The organism is Acidovorax sp. JHL-9 (genome assembly GCF_000426205.1).
GTDB lineage: Bacteria > Pseudomonadota > Gammaproteobacteria > Burkholderiales > Burkholderiaceae_C > Acidovorax > Acidovorax soli.
In genome coordinates, this window is record NZ_AUEX01000016.1 from 1 (window position 1) to 16643 (window position 16643).

Annotated in this window: 14 protein-coding genes; 1 reads left to right on the forward strand and 13 read right to left on the reverse strand. The window is 66.7% G+C overall.

What is annotated here, in order from left to right; translation table 11 throughout:
* The 9 genes from K225_RS0111725 to K225_RS0111765 all read right to left on the reverse strand — a co-directional run.
* On the reverse strand, positions 1–671 hold a 671-nt coding region (locus K225_RS0111725; protein ID WP_026436593.1), incomplete at its 3' end, for an electron transfer flavoprotein subunit alpha/FixB family protein.
* Positions 672–683: 12 nt separating this feature from the next.
* Positions 684–1433 (reverse strand): electron transfer flavoprotein subunit beta/FixA family protein, encoded by a 750-nt coding sequence (locus K225_RS0111730; protein WP_026436594.1) that lies wholly within the window; start codon positions 1431–1433, stop codon positions 684–686.
* A gap of 60 nt (positions 1434–1493) precedes the next feature.
* A complete protein-coding gene (locus K225_RS0111735; RefSeq protein ID WP_034712548.1) occupies positions 1494–2501 on the reverse strand; it encodes a tripartite tricarboxylate transporter substrate binding protein in 1008 nt (335 codons plus the stop codon).
* A 113-nt stretch (positions 2502–2614) separates the two neighbouring features.
* Positions 2615–3844, reverse strand: coding sequence for a CaiB/BaiF CoA-transferase family protein (locus K225_RS0111740; protein WP_026436596.1), 1230 nt, complete (start codon positions 3842–3844; stop codon positions 2615–2617).
* A gap of 21 nt (positions 3845–3865) precedes the next feature.
* Positions 3866–4684: an oxepin-CoA hydrolase, alternative type gene (locus K225_RS0111745; RefSeq protein WP_026436597.1), complete on the reverse strand. Its 819-nt coding sequence runs from the start codon at positions 4682–4684 to the stop codon at positions 3866–3868.
* A 108-nt stretch (positions 4685–4792) separates the two neighbouring features.
* Complete coding sequence (locus tag K225_RS0111750; protein ID WP_026436598.1) at positions 4793–5923, reverse strand: acyl-CoA dehydrogenase family protein; 1131 nt, start codon at positions 5921–5923, stop codon at positions 4793–4795.
* Between the two features lie 10 nt (positions 5924–5933).
* Positions 5934–7130, reverse strand: coding sequence for an acyl-CoA dehydrogenase family protein (locus K225_RS0111755; protein ID WP_026436599.1), 1197 nt, complete (start codon positions 7128–7130; stop codon positions 5934–5936).
* Positions 7131–7199: 69 nt separating this feature from the next.
* Entirely contained in the window at positions 7200–8399 is a 1200-nt protein-coding gene (locus K225_RS0111760) for an acetyl-CoA C-acyltransferase (protein ID WP_026436600.1), read from the reverse strand.
* A gap of 117 nt (positions 8400–8516) precedes the next feature.
* The gene (locus tag K225_RS0111765; protein WP_026436601.1) at positions 8517–10634 is read right to left on the reverse strand and encodes a 3-hydroxyacyl-CoA dehydrogenase NAD-binding domain-containing protein; all 2118 of its coding nucleotides are present in this window, start codon (positions 10632–10634) and stop codon (positions 8517–8519) included.
* A 130-nt stretch (positions 10635–10764) separates the two neighbouring features.
* Here K225_RS0111765 and K225_RS0111770 point away from each other — a divergent pair, with 130 nt between their 5' ends.
* On the forward strand, positions 10765–11688 hold the full coding sequence (locus tag K225_RS0111770) for a LysR family transcriptional regulator (protein ID WP_026436602.1): 924 nt from the start codon (positions 10765–10767) through the stop codon (positions 11686–11688).
* A 226-nt stretch (positions 11689–11914) separates the two neighbouring features.
* On the opposite strand, the gene K225_RS0111775 is transcribed toward K225_RS0111770, so the two are convergent.
* From K225_RS0111775 to K225_RS0111790, 4 genes are all read right to left on the reverse strand, one after another.
* Complete coding sequence (locus tag K225_RS0111775; protein WP_026436603.1) at positions 11915–12928, reverse strand: ABC transporter ATP-binding protein; 1014 nt, start codon at positions 12926–12928, stop codon at positions 11915–11917.
* A complete protein-coding gene (locus K225_RS0111780; protein WP_026436604.1) occupies positions 12925–13896 on the reverse strand; it encodes an ABC transporter ATP-binding protein in 972 nt (323 codons plus the stop codon). The genes K225_RS0111775 and K225_RS0111780 overlap by 4 nt, the downstream gene beginning before the upstream one ends.
* 169 nt (positions 13897–14065) lie before the next feature.
* Positions 14066–14977 (reverse strand): ABC transporter permease, encoded by a 912-nt coding sequence (locus K225_RS0111785; RefSeq protein ID WP_026436605.1) that lies wholly within the window; start codon positions 14975–14977, stop codon positions 14066–14068.
* An 85-nt stretch (positions 14978–15062) separates the two neighbouring features.
* A complete protein-coding gene (locus K225_RS0111790; RefSeq protein ID WP_026436606.1) occupies positions 15063–16640 on the reverse strand; it encodes an ABC transporter substrate-binding protein in 1578 nt (525 codons plus the stop codon).
* Between the last annotated feature and the right edge of the window lie 3 nt (positions 16641–16643).

The window sequence follows — 16643 nt, forward strand, 5'->3', positions numbered from 1 at the left end:
GCCGCGCCCAGCTTGTCGGCCAGCGGGGTCATGACTTCGTCGAACTTTTCCTTGCTGCCCAGCGCCCGGCCTCCGGAGACGATGATCTTGGCGGCGGTCAGTTCGGGCCGGTCGCTCTTGGCGATTTCGCTGCCCATGAACTTGCTCTTGCCGGCATCGTTGGTGGCTGCGGCGGTTTCGACGGCGGCGCAGCCTCCGCTGGCAGCGGCGGCGTCAAAGCCGGTGGTGCGCACGGTGATGATCTTGATGCTGTCTGCGCTTTGCACGGTGGCGATGGCGTTGCCGGCGTAGATGGGGCGCTCGAAGGTGTCGGCAGCGATCACTTTGGTGATGTCGCTGATCTGGGCGACGTCGAGCTTGGCGGCCACGCGCGGGGCGACGTTCTTGCCGCCTGCGGTGGCGGGGAACAGGATGTGGCTGTAGTTGCTGGCGATGGCCAGCACTTGCGCTGCGACGTTTTCGGCCAGGCCGTGGGCCAGGCCTTCTGCGTCGTCATGGATGACCTTGGCGACGCCGGCAATCTGGCTGGCGGCTTGTGCGGCGGCGCCTGCGTTGTGGCCGGCCACCAGGATGTGGATGTCGCCACCGCAGGCGGCTGCGGCGGTGACGGTGTTGAGGGTGGCGCCCTTGATGGTGGCGTTGTCGTGTTCGGCAATAACGAGGGTGGTCATTTCTTGTGCTCCTTAGATGACTTTGGCTTCGTTCTTGAGTTTGTCGACCAGGGCGGCGACGTCGGCCACCTTGATGCCGGCTCCGCGTTTGGCGGGTTCGGCGACTTTCAGGGTCTTCAGGCGCGGGGCGACATCGACGCCGAGGTCTTCGGGTTTGACGGTGTCGAGCTGCTTTTTCTTGGCCTTCATGATGTTGGGCAAGGTGACGTAGCGCGGCTCGTTCAGGCGCAGGTCGGTGGTGATGACGGCGGGGAGCGTCAGGGCCAGGGTTTCCAGGCCGCCGTCCACTTCGCGGGTGACGCTGACCTTGTCGGCCGCAAGGTCGACCTTGCTGGCAAACGTGGCCTGGGGCAGGTCGGCCAGGGCTGCGAGCATCTGGCCGGTCTGGTTGGCGTCGTCGTCGATGGCTTGTTTGCCCAGGATGATGAGGCCCGGTTGTTCCTTGTCCACCAGGGCCTTGAGGAGTTTGGCCACGGCCAGGGGCTGCAGTTCTTCGTTCGTCTCCACCAGGATGGCGCGGTCGGCACCAATGGCCATGGCGGTGCGCAGGGTTTCCTGGCATTGCGCCACGCCGCAGCTGACGGCAATGACTTCAGCAACCAGGCCTTTTTCCTTCAGGCGCACCGCCTCTTCAACGGCAATTTCGTCAAACGGGTTCATGCTCATCTTCACGTTGGCAATGTCTACGCCCGTGCCGTCCGATTTGACGCGGACTTTCACGTTGTAGTCCACCACGCGTTTGACTGGGACCAGGATTTTCATCAGAAGGTTTCCTTGTGGATTGGAGAAATAAATACGGATATGCGCGCCGGCATGGCGGCGTTACTCGGAGGCAATGCCCTTGTCGCGGATCAGCTGGCCCCAGCGGGTGTAGTCCTGCTGCACGCGCTGGCCCATTTGCGCCGGGTCCTGGAAATTGGCGATGGCGCCTGCGTGCAGCAGCTTGTCCTGGATTTCCTTGTCGGCCAGGATCTGCTTGACCTCACCCGCAATGCGCTCGACCACGGCCTTGGGCGTGCGCGCAGGCGCCAGCAGGCCGCCCCATGACACGGCGTCGTAGCCCTTGATGCCCTGCTCGGCAATGGTTTTCACATCGGGCAGCATGGCCACGCGCTGTGGCGAGCCCACGGCGATGGCGCGCAGCTTGCCCGCCTGGATATGCGGCAGTGCAGCCACCAGGTCGGCATACATGATGGGCACCTGGCCACCAATGGTGTCGGTGATGGCCGGCACGCCGCCCTTGTAGGGCACATGCTGCATGTCAAAACCCGCCATCTGCTTGAGCAGCTCCATGCTCAGGTGGCCAAAGCTGCCCGCGCCCGAGCTGGTGTAGTTGAGCGGCGTCTTTTGCGCCTTGGCGTTGGCGATAAGGCTCTTGAGGTCGGTCACATCGGGCAGCAGTTTGGGGTTGACCACCACCACGATGGGCAGGTCATACACCGTGGCCACCGGGGTGAAGTCTTTCACCGTGTCGTAGCCTGCCTTCTTGTACAGGTGCGGCGCCAGCAGCGTGGGCGTGGCCAGCATCATCAGCGTGTAGCCATCGGCAGCGCTTTTGCTGACCTGGGCGGCGGCAATCGACCCGGAGGCGCCCGCCTTGTTCTCGACGAGTACGGTCTGCTGGAGACGCTCGCCCAACTTCTGGCCGACGATGCGCGACGCCGTATCGGTAGGCCCGCCCGCCGGGAAGGGCACGATCAGCTTGATCATCTTGTCGGGCCAGGCGGCCTGCTGCGCCATGGCGCTGCCCAGCCACAGCGGGACGGTGGCCAGCGCCAAGGCGGCGCGGCGGGTGAAACGGGTCAACGATGGTGTGCGAGAAAAAGGCATGCGGCCTCCTTGTCAGTGGGTGGGAGGGAACGGGTCAGCCGAGGCGGACGCCAGCTACTTCAAAACAGGCTCTAGCCACTCCCTGGAAAGCGTCCGAAGCACTCATTCTTGAATCAATCCAGCGGTGGCAGCGTCAGCACGCCCTTGTCGCGCAGGGCCTGCAGTTCCCTCTCGGGCAGTTGCAGCAGCTGCTGCAGCACCTCGCGCGTGCCCTCGCCCAGCGTGGGCGGGGCGTTGCGGATGGGCAGGCGCTGGCCGTCCATGCGATAGGGCGGCGCAAACACCGGCGTGGTGCCCACCACCGGGTGGGGCATGTCCTGCACCAGCTGGCCGCGGCGCGTGCGCTCGCTGGTCAGGGCTTCGTGCAGGCCTGCCACCTTGCCGCAGGGGATGCCAGCGGCGGTGAGGCGCTGCAGCAGCACTTCGCGCGGGAAGCCGGCAATCAGCGCCTTGAGCTGGGGCCCCAGCTCCAGGCGGTTCTTGGCGCGCTCCACGTTGGTGGCAAAGCGCGGGTCTTCAACGATGTCAGGGCGCGCTATGACCTGGCGGCAGAACTTGTCGAACTGCGCGTTGTTGCCCACGGCGATGATCAGCGGGCCGTCGGCGGCCTCGTACATGCCGTAGGGCACGATGGACGGGTGGGCGTTGCCGTAACGCTCGGGGTCGCGGCCCAGCTTGAGCGCGTCCAGCCCGTAGTAGCCGGTCACCATCAGGCCGCAGTCGTACAGCGCCATCTCGATATGGCGGCCCAGGCCGGTGCGCGTGCGCTGGAACAGCGCGGCCAGCACAGCCTGGGCCGCGTACATGCCCGTCATCAAATCGACCACGGCCACGCCGAACTTCAACGGCGGCTGGTGGGCCTCGCCGTTGAGGGCCATCAGGCCCGCCTCGCCCTGGATCACCAGGTCGTAGCCGGGGCGCCTGGCCTCGGGGCCGGAGCTGTCGTAACCGGCCACCGAGCAGTAGATCAGGCCGGGCTGGAGGGCCTTGAGCTGCGCGTAGCCCAGGCCCAGCTTGTCGGCGCCGCCGGTCTTGAAGTTCTGGATGACCACGTCGCACTGGGGCAGCAGGTCATGGATGATTTTCACCCCCTCGGGCGTCTGCAGATCGACGGTGATGGACCGCTTGCTGCGGTTCATGCTGTTGTAGTAGGTGGTTTCGGTCTCGCCGATGCGCAGGCCCCAGTCGCGCGTGTCGTCGCCGCGGCCGGGGTGCTCCACCTTGATGACTTCTGCGCCAAAGTCGGCCAGCACCATGCCGCACATGGGGCCGGCAAAAACGCGCGACAAATCCAGCACACGCACGCCTTGCAGCGGCAGGTCTGGGGTCTGGGCTTCGGTCATGAAACGTCTCCTTGCAATGTGTCAGCGGGGTGTGCGCAGCCGCGCAAAGTCAGGCGCGCGCTTTTCCAGAAAGGCGCCTATGCCCTCGCGCGACTCCTCGGTTTCCTGCGACAGCGGCATGTACAGCGCCTCCAGATCGAGCTGCTGCTCCAGCGTGTTGCGCGGCGCCATGCGGCACAGGTGCTTGATGCGTGCGGTGGCCAGCTCGGGGCCGGCGGCAACCTGCTGCGCCAGGGCCAGCGCCGCCTGCAGCGCCTGGCCGGGCTCGGTCAGGCGGTTGACCACGCCCAGCTGGTGCATGCGCTCGCCGCTGACACGCTCACCCGTCAGGCACAGCTCGGTGAGCACCTGGCGCGACACAAACTCGGCCAGCAGCGCCGTGGCGCCGCCGTCGGGCGTCAGGCCCACCTTGACGTAGGCCACCGAGAACTGCGCATTCTTCGCCGCCACCAGCATGTCACCGGCCAGCGCCAGCGACAGGCCTGCACCTGCGGCGGCGCCCTCCACGGCCATGATCACGGGCTTGGGGCAGTCGCGCAGGGCGCGCACCAGGTTGTGCAAAAGCTCCAGGCGCTGGCGGCGCTCGGCAATGGGCAGCTCGCGCCGGTGGATGAGCTGGCGCAGGTCGCCGCCCGAGCAGAAATGCCCGCCCTCGCCGGTCAACACCACGGCGCCTATGGCAGGGTCACACGCCGCCGCGTGCAGCGCCTGCGTGAGTCCGGCATAGAAACCCGGCGTGAGCGCGTTGCGCGCGCCAGGGTTGTTGTTGGACAGCACGAGCACGGCACCATCGCGGCGGGTGAGCAGTGCGTTGTCCAGGGCGTTGTCGATCACGGGCATCTCCTATGCTATTTATTTTGTAGCTATTGCGCTTTCTGCGAAAGGGCTTTGTGCTATTTTTATCTTGAACCCCCTCTTCAGACAAAGAAGAGATTCAAGAGACCGGCCTCAGGCGGCCAGTGCCATCCAGCGCGCCAGGTGGTGGTCCATGTCGCCAAGCTGGTGGTCGATCATCACCAGGCGCTTGGCGTAGTGGGCCAGCGGCAGCTCCCAGGTCACGCCGATGCCGCCGTGCAGCTGGATCGCCTCCTCGGCAATCAGCGTGCCGATCTTGCCAACGCTGTACTTGGCGGCAGACAAGACCTTTTCCCGCGCCACACGGTCGGTGTCGTCCATGGCGGCGGCAGCGTTGATCACGGCCGAGCGTGCCTGCTCCACCTCCAGCAGCATGTCGGCCATGCGGTGCTGCAGGGCCTGGAAGCTGCCGATCGGCACGCCAAACTGCTTGCGCGTGCGCAGGTATTCCAGCGTGTCGCCCTTGGCCTTGTCCATGGCGCCCAGGCTCTCGGCCGCCAGCGCCAGCAGGCCAAAACCGGTGATGCGCTCCAGCAGCGCGTGGCCCGCGCCCTCTGCCCCCAGCAGCGCGTCTGCCCCCACCTGCACGCCGCCCAGGACCAGCTCGGCCGCGTGGCCGCCATCGATGCGGCCATAGCCGCGCGCCGTGATGCCCGGGGTGTTGCCCGGCACCAGGAACAGCGAGATGCCAGCCTCGTCGCCTACCGCGCCACTGGTGCGCGCGCTGACCAGCAGCAGCTGCGCCTGGTCGCCAAACAACACCACGGCCTTGGCGCCATCCAGCACCCAGCCATTGCCGTTCTTCCTGGCGGTGGTGGCCACGCGATTGAGCTCATAGTGGTTGGCGGGCTCGTCGTGCGCCAGCGCGGCCAGCGTGGAGCCACCGATGATGCCTTCGAGCTGCGCCTTTTGCGCCTCGCTGCCCGCCTCGGTCAAGGCACGGCCGACCAGCAGCGCGCCCAGCAGGGGCTCGGCCACCAGATGGTTGCCCAGGGCCTCGAACACCAGGGCGATGTCGGTGCCTTGCCCGCCAAAGCCGCCCTGCTCTTCCGTGAACAGCGCGCCGATGGCGCCGATCTCGGCCAGCTTGGCGTACGTCTCGGCGCTGTAGCCGGTGCGGCCATAGGCCGTGGTGTTGCGGTATTCGGCCGGGTATTGCTCGCTCAGGTAGCGGCCCAGGGCGTCCGCCAGCATGCGGCGGTCTTCGTTGTGTTCAAAGTTCATGGCGATTCCTTCACAGCCCCAGGAGCATCTTGGAGATGATGTTGCGCTGGATTTCGTTGGAGCCGCCGAAGATCGACAGCTTGCGGTAGTTGAAGTAGGCGGCGGCGGCGGTGGCGGCCTCCTTGGGGCCGACGGGCGCATCCTGGTACTCGGCAAACTGCGCCTCTTCGATGTAGGGCAGCGCGTACGGCCCCATGGCGCGGCGGATCAGCGACAGCAGCTCCTGGCGGATCACCGTGCCGCGGATCTTGAGCATGGAGCTCTCGGCCCCCGGCACGCCGCCGCCCTGCACCGCTGCGATCACACGCAGATTGGTCGTGGCCATGTTGTTCAGATCGATCTCGACCTGGGCCATGCGCGTGGCGAACTGCGGGTCCTGGTTCAAAGGCTTGCCATTGCGCTGCACGCGGCTGGCGATGGCCTTGAGCTTTTCCAGCGCAGCCATGGAAAAACCCACACCGGCGATGCCCGTGCGCTCGTAGGTCAGCAGGTACTTGGCGTAGGTCCAGCCCTTGTTCTCCTCGCCCACCAGGTTCTCCAGGGGCACCTTCACGTCGGTCAGGAATACTTCGTTGACCTCGGCATCGCCGTCCAGCGTGCGGATGGGGCGCACCTCCACGCCGGGCTGGTTCATGTCGATCAGCACAAAGCTGATGCCCGACTGGGCCTTGGCCTGCTTGTCGGTGCGCACCAGGCAGAACATCATGTTGGCATGCTGGCCCTGGGTGGTCCAGGTCTTCTGGCCGTTGACGATGTAATGGTCGCCCGCGCGCACCGCCGTGGTCTTGAGGCTGGCCAGGTCCGAGCCCGCGCCGGGCTCGGAATAGCCCTGGCACCACCAGTCATCGCCGTTCAGGATGCGCGGCAGCCAGTGCTTTTTCTGGGCCTCGTTGCCAAACTTGATCAGCACCGGACCCAGCATGGACAGCCCGAAGGGCACCAGGCGCGGTGCACCGGCCATGGCGCATTCATCGTCAAAGATGAACTTCTGGATGGCCGACCAGCCGGTGCCGCCATGCTCGGCAGGCCAGTGGTAGGCCAGCCAGCCCTTCTTGTTCAGGGTGGCGTGCCAGCCCTCCTGGTCGGCGCGCGTCAGGCGCTGGCCTGCCTTGACCTTGGTGGCCAATGCGGGCGGCAGGTGGTCTTGGAGAAACGAGCGCACCGCGACGCGGAACGCCTCTTCTTCGGGAGTGAATTGCAGATCCATTTCTTGCCTCTGGTCGGTGGGGGACAGCGCAAAAATTGCGGCGCATTTTTTGCGCTGTCCCGCAAGGTTTTAGAAAATCTCGAACAAACCGGCCGCGCCCATGCCGCCGCCGATGCACATGGTGACCACGCCCCACTTGACCTGCTCGCCGCGCGCCTTGCGGCGCTGGCCTTCCAGCAGGATGTGGCCTGCCAGGCGCGCGCCCGTCATGCCGAAGGGGTGGCCGATGGAGATGGCGCCGCCGTTGACGTTCAGGCGATCCATGGGAATGTCCAGCCTGCGCTGGCAGTACAGTGCCTGCGAGGCAAACGCCTCGTTCAGCTCCCACAGGTCGATGTCCTGCACCGTCAGGCCCGCGCGCTCCAGCAGGCGCGGCACGGCGAACACCGGGCCAATGCCCATCTCGTCGGGCTCGCAGCCCGCGATGGCAAAGCCACGGAAGGCGCCCAGTGGCTGCAGGCCGCGGCGCTCGGCCTCGGCGGCCTCCATCAGCACGCAGGCGGCCGCGCCATCCGACAGCTGCGAGGCGTTGCCCGCGGTGACGAACTTGCCCGCGCCCTTCACGGGCTCCAGCTTGGCCAGGCCAGCCAACGTGGTGCCCGGGCGGTTGCAGTTGTCCATCCTGGCGACCACCTCGCGGTGGGTCACCTCCCCGGTTTCCTTGTTCTTCTCGGCCATGGTGGTGGCGCAGGGCACGATCTCGTGATCGAACACGCCGCTCGCCTGGGCCGCCGCGGTGCGCTGCTGGCTTTGCAGCGAGAACGCGTCCTGGTCCTCGCGCGTGATGCCGTAGCGCCGGGCCACCACGTCGGCGGTATCGATCATTTCCATGAACAGCTCCGGCTTGTGCTCCACCAGCCAGGGGTCCAGGTGGGCGGCGCCGCTGCGGCCGGCAGGGTTCATGAGCGAGATGCTCTCCACACCGCCGGCGACCATGGCCGGAACACCCTCCAGCACGATGCGCCCCGCCGCCACGGCAATCGCCTGCAGGCCCGAGGAACAGAAGCGGTTGATCACCGTGCCACCCACCGTCACCGGCAGGCCCGCGCGCAGCGCGGTCTGGCGGCCGATGTTGCGGCCCGTGGTGCCCTCGGGGTAGCCGCAGCCCCAGATCAGGTCCTCGATCAGGCCGGGCTCGATGCCGGCGCGCTCGACCGCGGCGCGCACCGCGTAGGCGCCCAGCTGGGGGCCGGGGGTGGTGTTGAATTCGCCGCGGTGCGACTTGGCCAGCGGCGTGCGGGCAGTGGAGACGATGACGGCTTGGCGCATGGGATGCTCCTTGGGTGGGTTGTGTTTCTATTCAATCAATCGCCGCTTGCGCAGCGTGGACGGGCGCTGCGTGCCACTCTCCCCCTCTCCCGCCAGCGGGAGAGGGAGCGCGTGAAGTCAGCCGCGCTGGTTCAGGCTGGCGAAGTTGCGGCCCTCGGCCACCAGCTTCTTGAGCAAGGCGGCGGGTTGCCAGAACTGCGCATCTTCCTTGGCAAAGGCCTCGATGTCGGCCAGCACCTTGTCCAGGCCCTGCATGTCGGCCCATTGCATGGGGCCGCCGCGATAGCGCGGAAAGCCGTAGCCGGACAGGAAGGTCACGTCGATGTCGAGCGGGCGCAGGGCGATGCCCTCCTCCAGCACCTTGGCGCCTTCGTTGACCATGGCCGCCATGTAGCGGCGCATGATCTCCTCGTGCGAGAAGGTGCGCGGCGTGATGCCTTTCCTGGCGCGCTCGGCGTCCACGATGGCCAGCACTTCGGGGTCTTGCTGGCCCACGCGCGCGCCTTCGGGGTACAGGTACCAGCCGTGGCCGGTCTTCTGACCGTACCAGCCGCGCTCGGCGATGCGGTCGGCAATTTCCACATAGCGCGCCTTGGGGTCGCGCGTGGCGGCCTTGCGCTTGCGCGTGGCCCAGCCGATGTCACCGCCAGCCAGGTCCGACACCTGGAACGGACCCATGGGATAGCCGAATTCACGCACGGCAGCGTCGATCTCGTAGGGGCTGGCGCCGTCCTCCAGCACATGGTTGGCGGCGTCCCGGTACACCGCCAGGATGCGGTTGCCGATGAAGCCGTCGCACACACCGGCGCGCACCGGAACTTTTTTGAGCTTCTTGGCCAGCTCGAAGGCGGTGGCGACCACGTCGGCACTGACCTTGGCGGGCACCACGATTTCCAGCAGCTTCATGATGTTGGCCGGGCTGAAGAAGTGCAGGCCAATCACGTCCTGCGGGCGGCGGGTGGCAGCGGCGATGGCGTCGATGTCCAGGTACGACGTATTGGTGGCCAGCACAGCGCCGGGTTTGCACACGCGGTCCAGCGCCTGGAAAACGGCTTTTTTGACTTCGAGGTCTTCAAACACGGCCTCGATCACCAAGTCCACATTCGCCAGATCGTCGTAGGAGGTGCTGCCGGTATAGCGGGCCATGACAGCGGCCTTGGCCTCTTCGGTCATGCGGCCCTTGGCAACCAGGCCGGTGTACACCTTTTCCACATTGGCACGGCCCCGGGCGATGGAGTCGGCATCGCGCTCGACCATGGTCACGGGGTAGCCCGCATCCAGGGCCGAGACGGCAATGCCCGCGCCCATGGTGCCGCCGCCAATGATGCCAATGCGGGCGAACGCGCGCGGCGCGGCGGCCTGGGCCTCGGGCACCTTGACCACTTCGCGCTCGGCAAAAAAGGCATGGATCAGGCCGGCGCGCTGCGGGCTGTCCAGGCATTCCAGAAACAGGGCGCGCTCGCGGGCCATGCCTTCGTCAAACGGCAGCTGCACCGCCGCCTGCACGCATTCGATGATCTTGAGCGGCGAAAACAGGCCCCGGGTCTTTTTCGCCGTGTCGGCCTTCAGCGCCGCCAGCTCGGCCAGCGCGGCGGCCGGGTCGGCGATGGCGATATCGCGCGTGCGGCGCACGGGGGCGTTGTGCGCGAGCAGGCCGTTCAGGTAAGCCAGGCCGGCGGCCAGGGCGTCATCGCCCTCGGCCAGTTGATCGACCAGGCCCGCAGCCAGCGCGGCCTTGGCCGGCAGGTGCTGGCCGCTGAGCATCAGCTCGGTGGCGGCTTTCACGCCCATCAGGCGCGGCGCGCGCTGCGTGCCACCCGAACCGGGCAGCAGGCCCAGCGCCACTTCGGGCAGGCCCAGTTTGGCAGCGGGCAAGGCCAGGCGGTAGTGGGCCGACAGCGCCACTTCCAGGCCACCGCCCAGGGCCGCGCCATGCAGCACCGCGACCACCGGCTTGGTGCAGTCTTCGATGCTGCGGCACACCTCGGGCAGCGATGGCGGCATGGCGGGTTTGCCAAATTCACGGATGTCGGCGCCCGCGATGAAGGCCTTGCCCGCACCCACCAGCAGCACGCCGGCCACACCGCTGTCGGCCTGCGCGGCCGCCATGGCGGCAGCGAGGCCCTGGCGCACGGCCACGCCCAGCGCGTTGACCGGCGGATTGTTCACCGTCACGATCAGAATGGAACCCACGCGGGCGGTGGTGACAACGGAATCGGGGGTGGCTGCGCCCATGCGGGAGTCTCCTGGTGGTTGGGAAAGAGCCCGCTATTGTTGATGCGCAAAACAATCTTGACAATTACATTAACAGTTGACAGACTGTCAAACATTTTTTGACATAGACCGCTTTTTGAAGCCTTCCACCATGGAAATCACCTCCCTGACCGTGCTGGTGGACATTCTGGATGCGGGCAACCTCAGCCAGGCCGCGCGCAACCTGAAGATGTCGCGCGCCAATGTGAGCTACCACCTGAGCCAGCTCGAAAAATCGGTGGGCGTGCAGCTGGTGCGCCGCAGCACGCGCCGCGTCGAGCCCACCGAGGTGGGCCTGCGCCTGTACCAGCATGGCCGCGCCATCCAGAACGAGATGCTGGCCGCGCGCGAAACCATCGCCACGCTGGGCCAGGGTCTGCAGGGCCGCGTGGGCCTGAGCGTGCCCAGCGGCTACGGGCAGATGGTGATGTCGGACTGGCTGATCGACTTCAAGCGCCTGTACCCCGGCATCGTGCTCGATGTGCGCTTTGAAAATCGGGTGGACGACCTGATCCGCGACGAGGTGGACATCGCCATCCGCGTCATGCCCGAGCCCCCGCCCACGCTGGTGGCGCGCGACATGGGCACGGTGCGCTACCTCGCCTGCGCCTCGCGCGGCTACGCCCTGGCGCACGGCCTGCCCACGGGGCTGGAGGCGCTGCGCACCGCACCACTGATCACGGCCGGCGTCGTGGGGCGCCAGCTGCGCCTGCGCGCCTACCAGGGCGACCGGCGTGAAGAGGTGACGCTGGAGCCCATGCTGATTTCGGAGCACTTTCCGTTCCTGCGCCAGGGCATTCTGGCCGGGCTGGGCGTGGGGCTGGTGCCCGACTATGTGGTGGAGGACGCCGTGGCCAGCGGCGAGGTGCTGACCACCCTGGACGAGTGGCGCCTGAGCATCTTTGGCACGCAGATGTTCATGCTCTACATGCCCGACCGCCACCAGACGCGGGCGGTGCGCACCTGCATCGACTATCTGCTGGGCCGCGCCCTGCCGCCAGCCGATCCGCCAGCGCCGGGCCTGCCAGCGCCGTGACCCCACTGGGACGGGAAGCGCGAACAACGCCCATTTCAGGAGCGGTCATTCCCCTCAGAGCGTGTTTACGATCTCGCAGGGGATCGCGTTGTAGCGCCATCGGGATGAGTGGATGCTTCGGCTGCGCCGCATGGGCTCGTGCCCATGCCAGCAGCCGGGGCGTGCAATCGCCCGATTTCGCTCCAACCCTTGGGGCAGCGACCCCTGGGAGATCGTCAACAGGCTCTCAAATCCGCCCCTCCTGCACCGCATGGCAGGCAATGCGGATGCCGCCCAGGTCCAGCAACTGGGGCCGCTCGGCGCGGCAGCGCTCGTTGGCATGCGGGCAGCGCGGGTTGAACGCGCAGCCGGGCGGCGGATTGAGCGGGTTGGGCACTTCGCCCTGCACGGGGTTGCGCGCCTTGCCGGTGTCGTGCATCTTGGGGATGGCATCAAGCAGCATGCGCGTGTAGGGGTGGCGCGGCGTGTCAAACAGGGTGTGCTTGTCGGCCAGCTCCACCAGGCGGCCCAGGTACATCACGCCCACCTGGTCGCTCACATGGCGCACCACGGCCAGGTTGTGGCTGATGAACAGATAAGTCAGGTGGCGCTGGCGCTGCAGGTCCTTCATGATGTTGAGCACCTGCGCCTGCACCGACACATCGAGCGCGCTGGTGGGCTCGTCGCAGACCAGAAACTCGGGCTCGGTGGCCAGGGCCCGCGCAATCGAGATGCGCTGGCGCTGGCCGCCCGAGAACTGGTGCGGATACTTCACCATGTCGAGTGCCGACAGGCCCACCGATTGCAGCAGCTCGCCCACCCGCTGCTGGAGCTCGGCCTTGTCGGTGATGAGGCCATGCTCGCGCAGCGGCTCAGCCACGATGTCTTCCACCAGCCAGCGCGGGTTCAGGCTGGCATAGGGGTCCTGGAAGATCATCTGGATGCGCCGGCGCATGGGCTTGGCGTTGCCGCCCTTGAAGGCGGCATGCGCATCCTGCCCGTCAAAGTGGAGGCCACCGCGCGTGGGCTCGTACAGGCCCACGAGCAGGCGCGCCACGGTGCTCTTGCCGCAGCCCGATTCGCCCACCAGGGCCAGGGTCTTGCCCTTTTCGATTTCAAAGCTCACGCCGTCCACCGCGTGCAGCAGCGTGCGCGGCTTGCCTTCGAGCAGGCGGTTGAGCCACGGTGCCGAGACATCGAAGGTCTTGGCCAGGTCGTGCGCCTGCACCAGGGGCGCGCTGGCCGGTGTCGTTGCCTTCATGCGACCACCTCCGGGGCATGCAGCCAGCAGGCCGCTCGGGTGGCACCCGCGCTCAGCAGCTCGGGGCGCTCGGCGGTGCAACGGTCAAAGCGGCGCGGGCAGCGCGGGTTGAAGGCGCAGCCTGCAGGAATGGCGTTCAGGCGGGGCATGGCGCCGTCGATCTGGTTCAGGCGCTCGCGGTCCTGCGCCATGTCGGGAATGGAGGCCATGAGGCCGGCGGTATAGGGATGGGCGGGGTGGTTGATGACCTCGTGCACCGGGCCGATCTCGACCACGCGCCCGGCGTACAGCACCGCCACGCGGTCGCAGGTTTCGGCGATCACGCCCATGTCGTGGGTGATCAGCATCACGGCCGCGCCGCGCGAATGGCAGATGTTCTTGAGCAGCGTGATGATCTGCGCCTGGATGGACACATCAAGCGCCGTGGTGGGCTCGTCGGCCACGATGAGCTGGGGCTCGGCCGCCAGCGCCAGGGCAATCACCACGCGCTGGCGCATGCCGCCCGAGAACTGGTGCGGGTAATGGTCGATGCGCTGCTCGGCCGCCGGAATGCCGGTGTCCTGCAGCAGGGCAATGGCACGCCGCCGGGCTTCGGCCGCATTCACCGGCAGGTGCGCCTGGATGGTTTCGGTGAGCTGCCGGCCCACGGTGTACAGCGGGTTCAGCGAGGTCAGCGGGTCCTGGAAGATCGCGCCAATGCGCCGGCCCCGGATGGGGCGCATCTGCGCATCGCTGAGGTTGTCGATGCGCCGGCCCTCCAGCAAGATCTCGCCCGAGGCCACGCGCCCCGGCGCTTCGAGCAGGCCGATGATGGCGGCCCCCGTGAGCGACTTGCCCGCCCCCGACTCGCCCACCACGCCCAGGATCTCGCCGGGGGCGATGGAAAACGAAATGCCGTCCAGGGCGCGCAGCGTGCCGCGCCGGCCCGGGAACTCGACGACGAGGTTTTTGACTTCGAGAAGAGACATATCGGTGACTCACAGTTCTGTGCGCTGCACACAGTCGATGGAATAGGCACGGCGCAGGCCAGCGACCGCCGCGCAAGGGCCGCCCCGCCGCGCTGGCGGTGTCCCCCTTCCCGGCGAAGCCGAGAGAAGGGGGATGCGGCGCAAGCCGCTCAGGGGGTTGTTCTCCACTTCAGCGCAGCCGTGGATTGAGCGCGTCGCGCAGCCAGTCGCCCAGCAGGTTCACCGACAGCGCGATCAGCACCAGCATCAGCCCCGGAAACACGGTGATCCACCACTCGCCGGAAAAAAGGTAGTCGTTGCCCACGCGGATCAGCGTGCCCAGCGAGGGCGAGGTGGGCGGCGCTCCCACACCCAGAAACGACAGCGTGGCCTCGGTGATGATGGCCGTGGCCACCTGGATGGTGGCCAGCACCATCACCGGGCCCATCACATTGGGCAGCACATGCTTGCGCATGATGCGCAGCGGCGGCACGCCGGTCACGCGCGCGGCCTGCACATATTCCTTGTTGCGCTCGACCAGGGTGGAGCCGCGCACCGTGCGCGCATATTGCACCCAGCCCGTGAGCGAGATGGAGAAAATCAGCACCCCAAAAGCCAGCGACTCGTGCGCATTGGGAAACAGCGCCCGGCCCACCCCGGCGATCAGCAGGGCCACCAAAATGGCAGGAAACGACAGCATCACGTCGCACAGGCGCATCAGCGCCCCATCGACCCAGCCCCCCCGGAAACCCGCCAGCAGGCCCAGCGCCACGCCCACCACCACCGACAGCAGCACCGACGCCAGCCCCACCACCAGCGAGATGCGGGCACCATAGATCAGGGCCGAGAGAATGTCACGCCCCTGGTCGTCGGTGCCCAGCAGGTATTTGCTGGAGCCCTCGGCGCTCCAGGCCGGGGGCAGGCGCGCATCGCTGAGTTCGAGCGTGGACAAGTCAAACGGGTTGTGCGGCGCCACCCAGCCCGCAGCCAGCGCGCAGAACACGCACACCACGGCGATCGCCGCCGCCACCATGGCCATGGGCGAGGTGCGAAAGCTGTAGCCAACATCGCTGTCAAGCCAGCGCGCAAGGGTTTTTTTCATCGGAGGAAACCAGAAACAGGCGGCAAGGCCCGGCGCACTGTGCGGCCCGGCCTTGCCGCCCCTTGGGAAGGCGGTGGGTGGCAGCTCAGTTCTTGCTCATCCACTTGTAGAGCATGTAGTTGTCCGCCAGCTGCACGAGCTTGACCTTCTTGCTCACCCCCCAGGCCAGGGCCTGCTGGTGCAGTGGCAGGTGCCCCACGTCGGCCGCATGCAGCTCAAACGCCTCCTTGATCATGGCATTGCGCTGGGCCTTGTCGGTCTCGGCCTGGATCTTCTTGGTCAGCTCGTCCACCTTGGGGTTGCAATAGCCGCCCAGGTTGTACTGGCCCACGCCCTTGTCGTCCGCACAGGCCATCAGGGCATTGAGGGCGTTGTGTGCGTCGTAGGTCGCAGGCGTCCAGCCCAGCAGGTAAAAGCTGGTGTCACGGCGCAGGATCTTGGGGAAATAGGTGCCCTTGGTCTCGGCCTGCAGGTTGATCTTGACGTTGATGCGCGCCAGGTTGGCCGCCACCGCCTGGCAGATGCGGCCGTCGTTCACATAGCGATCGTTGGGGCAGCTCATGGCCACTTCAAAACCGTTGGGGTAGCCGGCCTCGACCATCAGCTTCTTGGCCGCTTCCACGTCGTAGGGCAGGCGCTTGGCATCGGGCTGGAAGCCATTGATGCCCGGGCCCACCATCAGTGCGGAGGGGTTGGAGGCGCCGCGCATCACGGTTTTCTTGATGCCCTCGATGTCGATGGCCTGGTAGAAAGCCTGGCGCACGCGCTTGTCCTTGAACGGGTTCTTGCCCTTCACGTTCGAATACAGCAGCTCGTCGCGCTTTTGGTCCATGCCCAGGAAGATGGTGCGCAGCTCGGGGCCGGTAATGGCGCGGGTGTTGGCACCGCTGTTCACGCGCTCGATGTCCTGCACCGGCACGGGCTCCATCACATCCACCTCGCCCGACAGCAGGGCTGCCACGCGGGTGGCGTCGTTGCCGATGGGGGTGAAGATGACTTCGGTCGCGTTGCCCTCGATCTTGCCCCAGTAGGAACCATTGCGCGTGAACACCGTGCGCACGTTGGGCTGGCGCTCGCGCAGGCGGAACGGACCCGTGCCGTTGGCGCGGAACGATGCGGCGTTCTCGATGCCCTTGCGGCGGTCCACCGGCGTCAGGGCCTGGTTGGTCTCGCACCATTTCTTGCTCATCATGGCCACTTGCGAGATCACGTCCGGAAGAATGGGGAAAGGCGTCTTGGTCTCGATCTCCACCAGAAAGTCGTTGATCTTGCGCACTTGCTTGAAGTCGTTGGTGTAGCTCTTCATGTCCGAGCCATCGGCCTGCGTGCGCGCAAAGCTGAACAGCACATCGTCGGCGTTGAACGGGGTACCGTCATGGAATTGCACCCCTTTGCGCAGCTCGAACTGCCACACCGTGGGCGATGTCTGCTTCCACGCCGTGGCCAGCGCGGGCGCCAGGCTCAGGTCCTTGTTGCGCCCCACCAGCGGCTCATAGATGTTGCTCGTGGTGCTCAGCTGCAGCGACTCATTGAGCGAATGCGGGTCCATCGAGAGCGCATCGCCCTGGTTGGCAATCCGGATCGTCTGGGCATTGGCGACCAAACTGGTGGCTGCCAGCGCAGACAGTACAAGTGCCAAGGCTGCTTTCTTCTGAAATTTCATGCA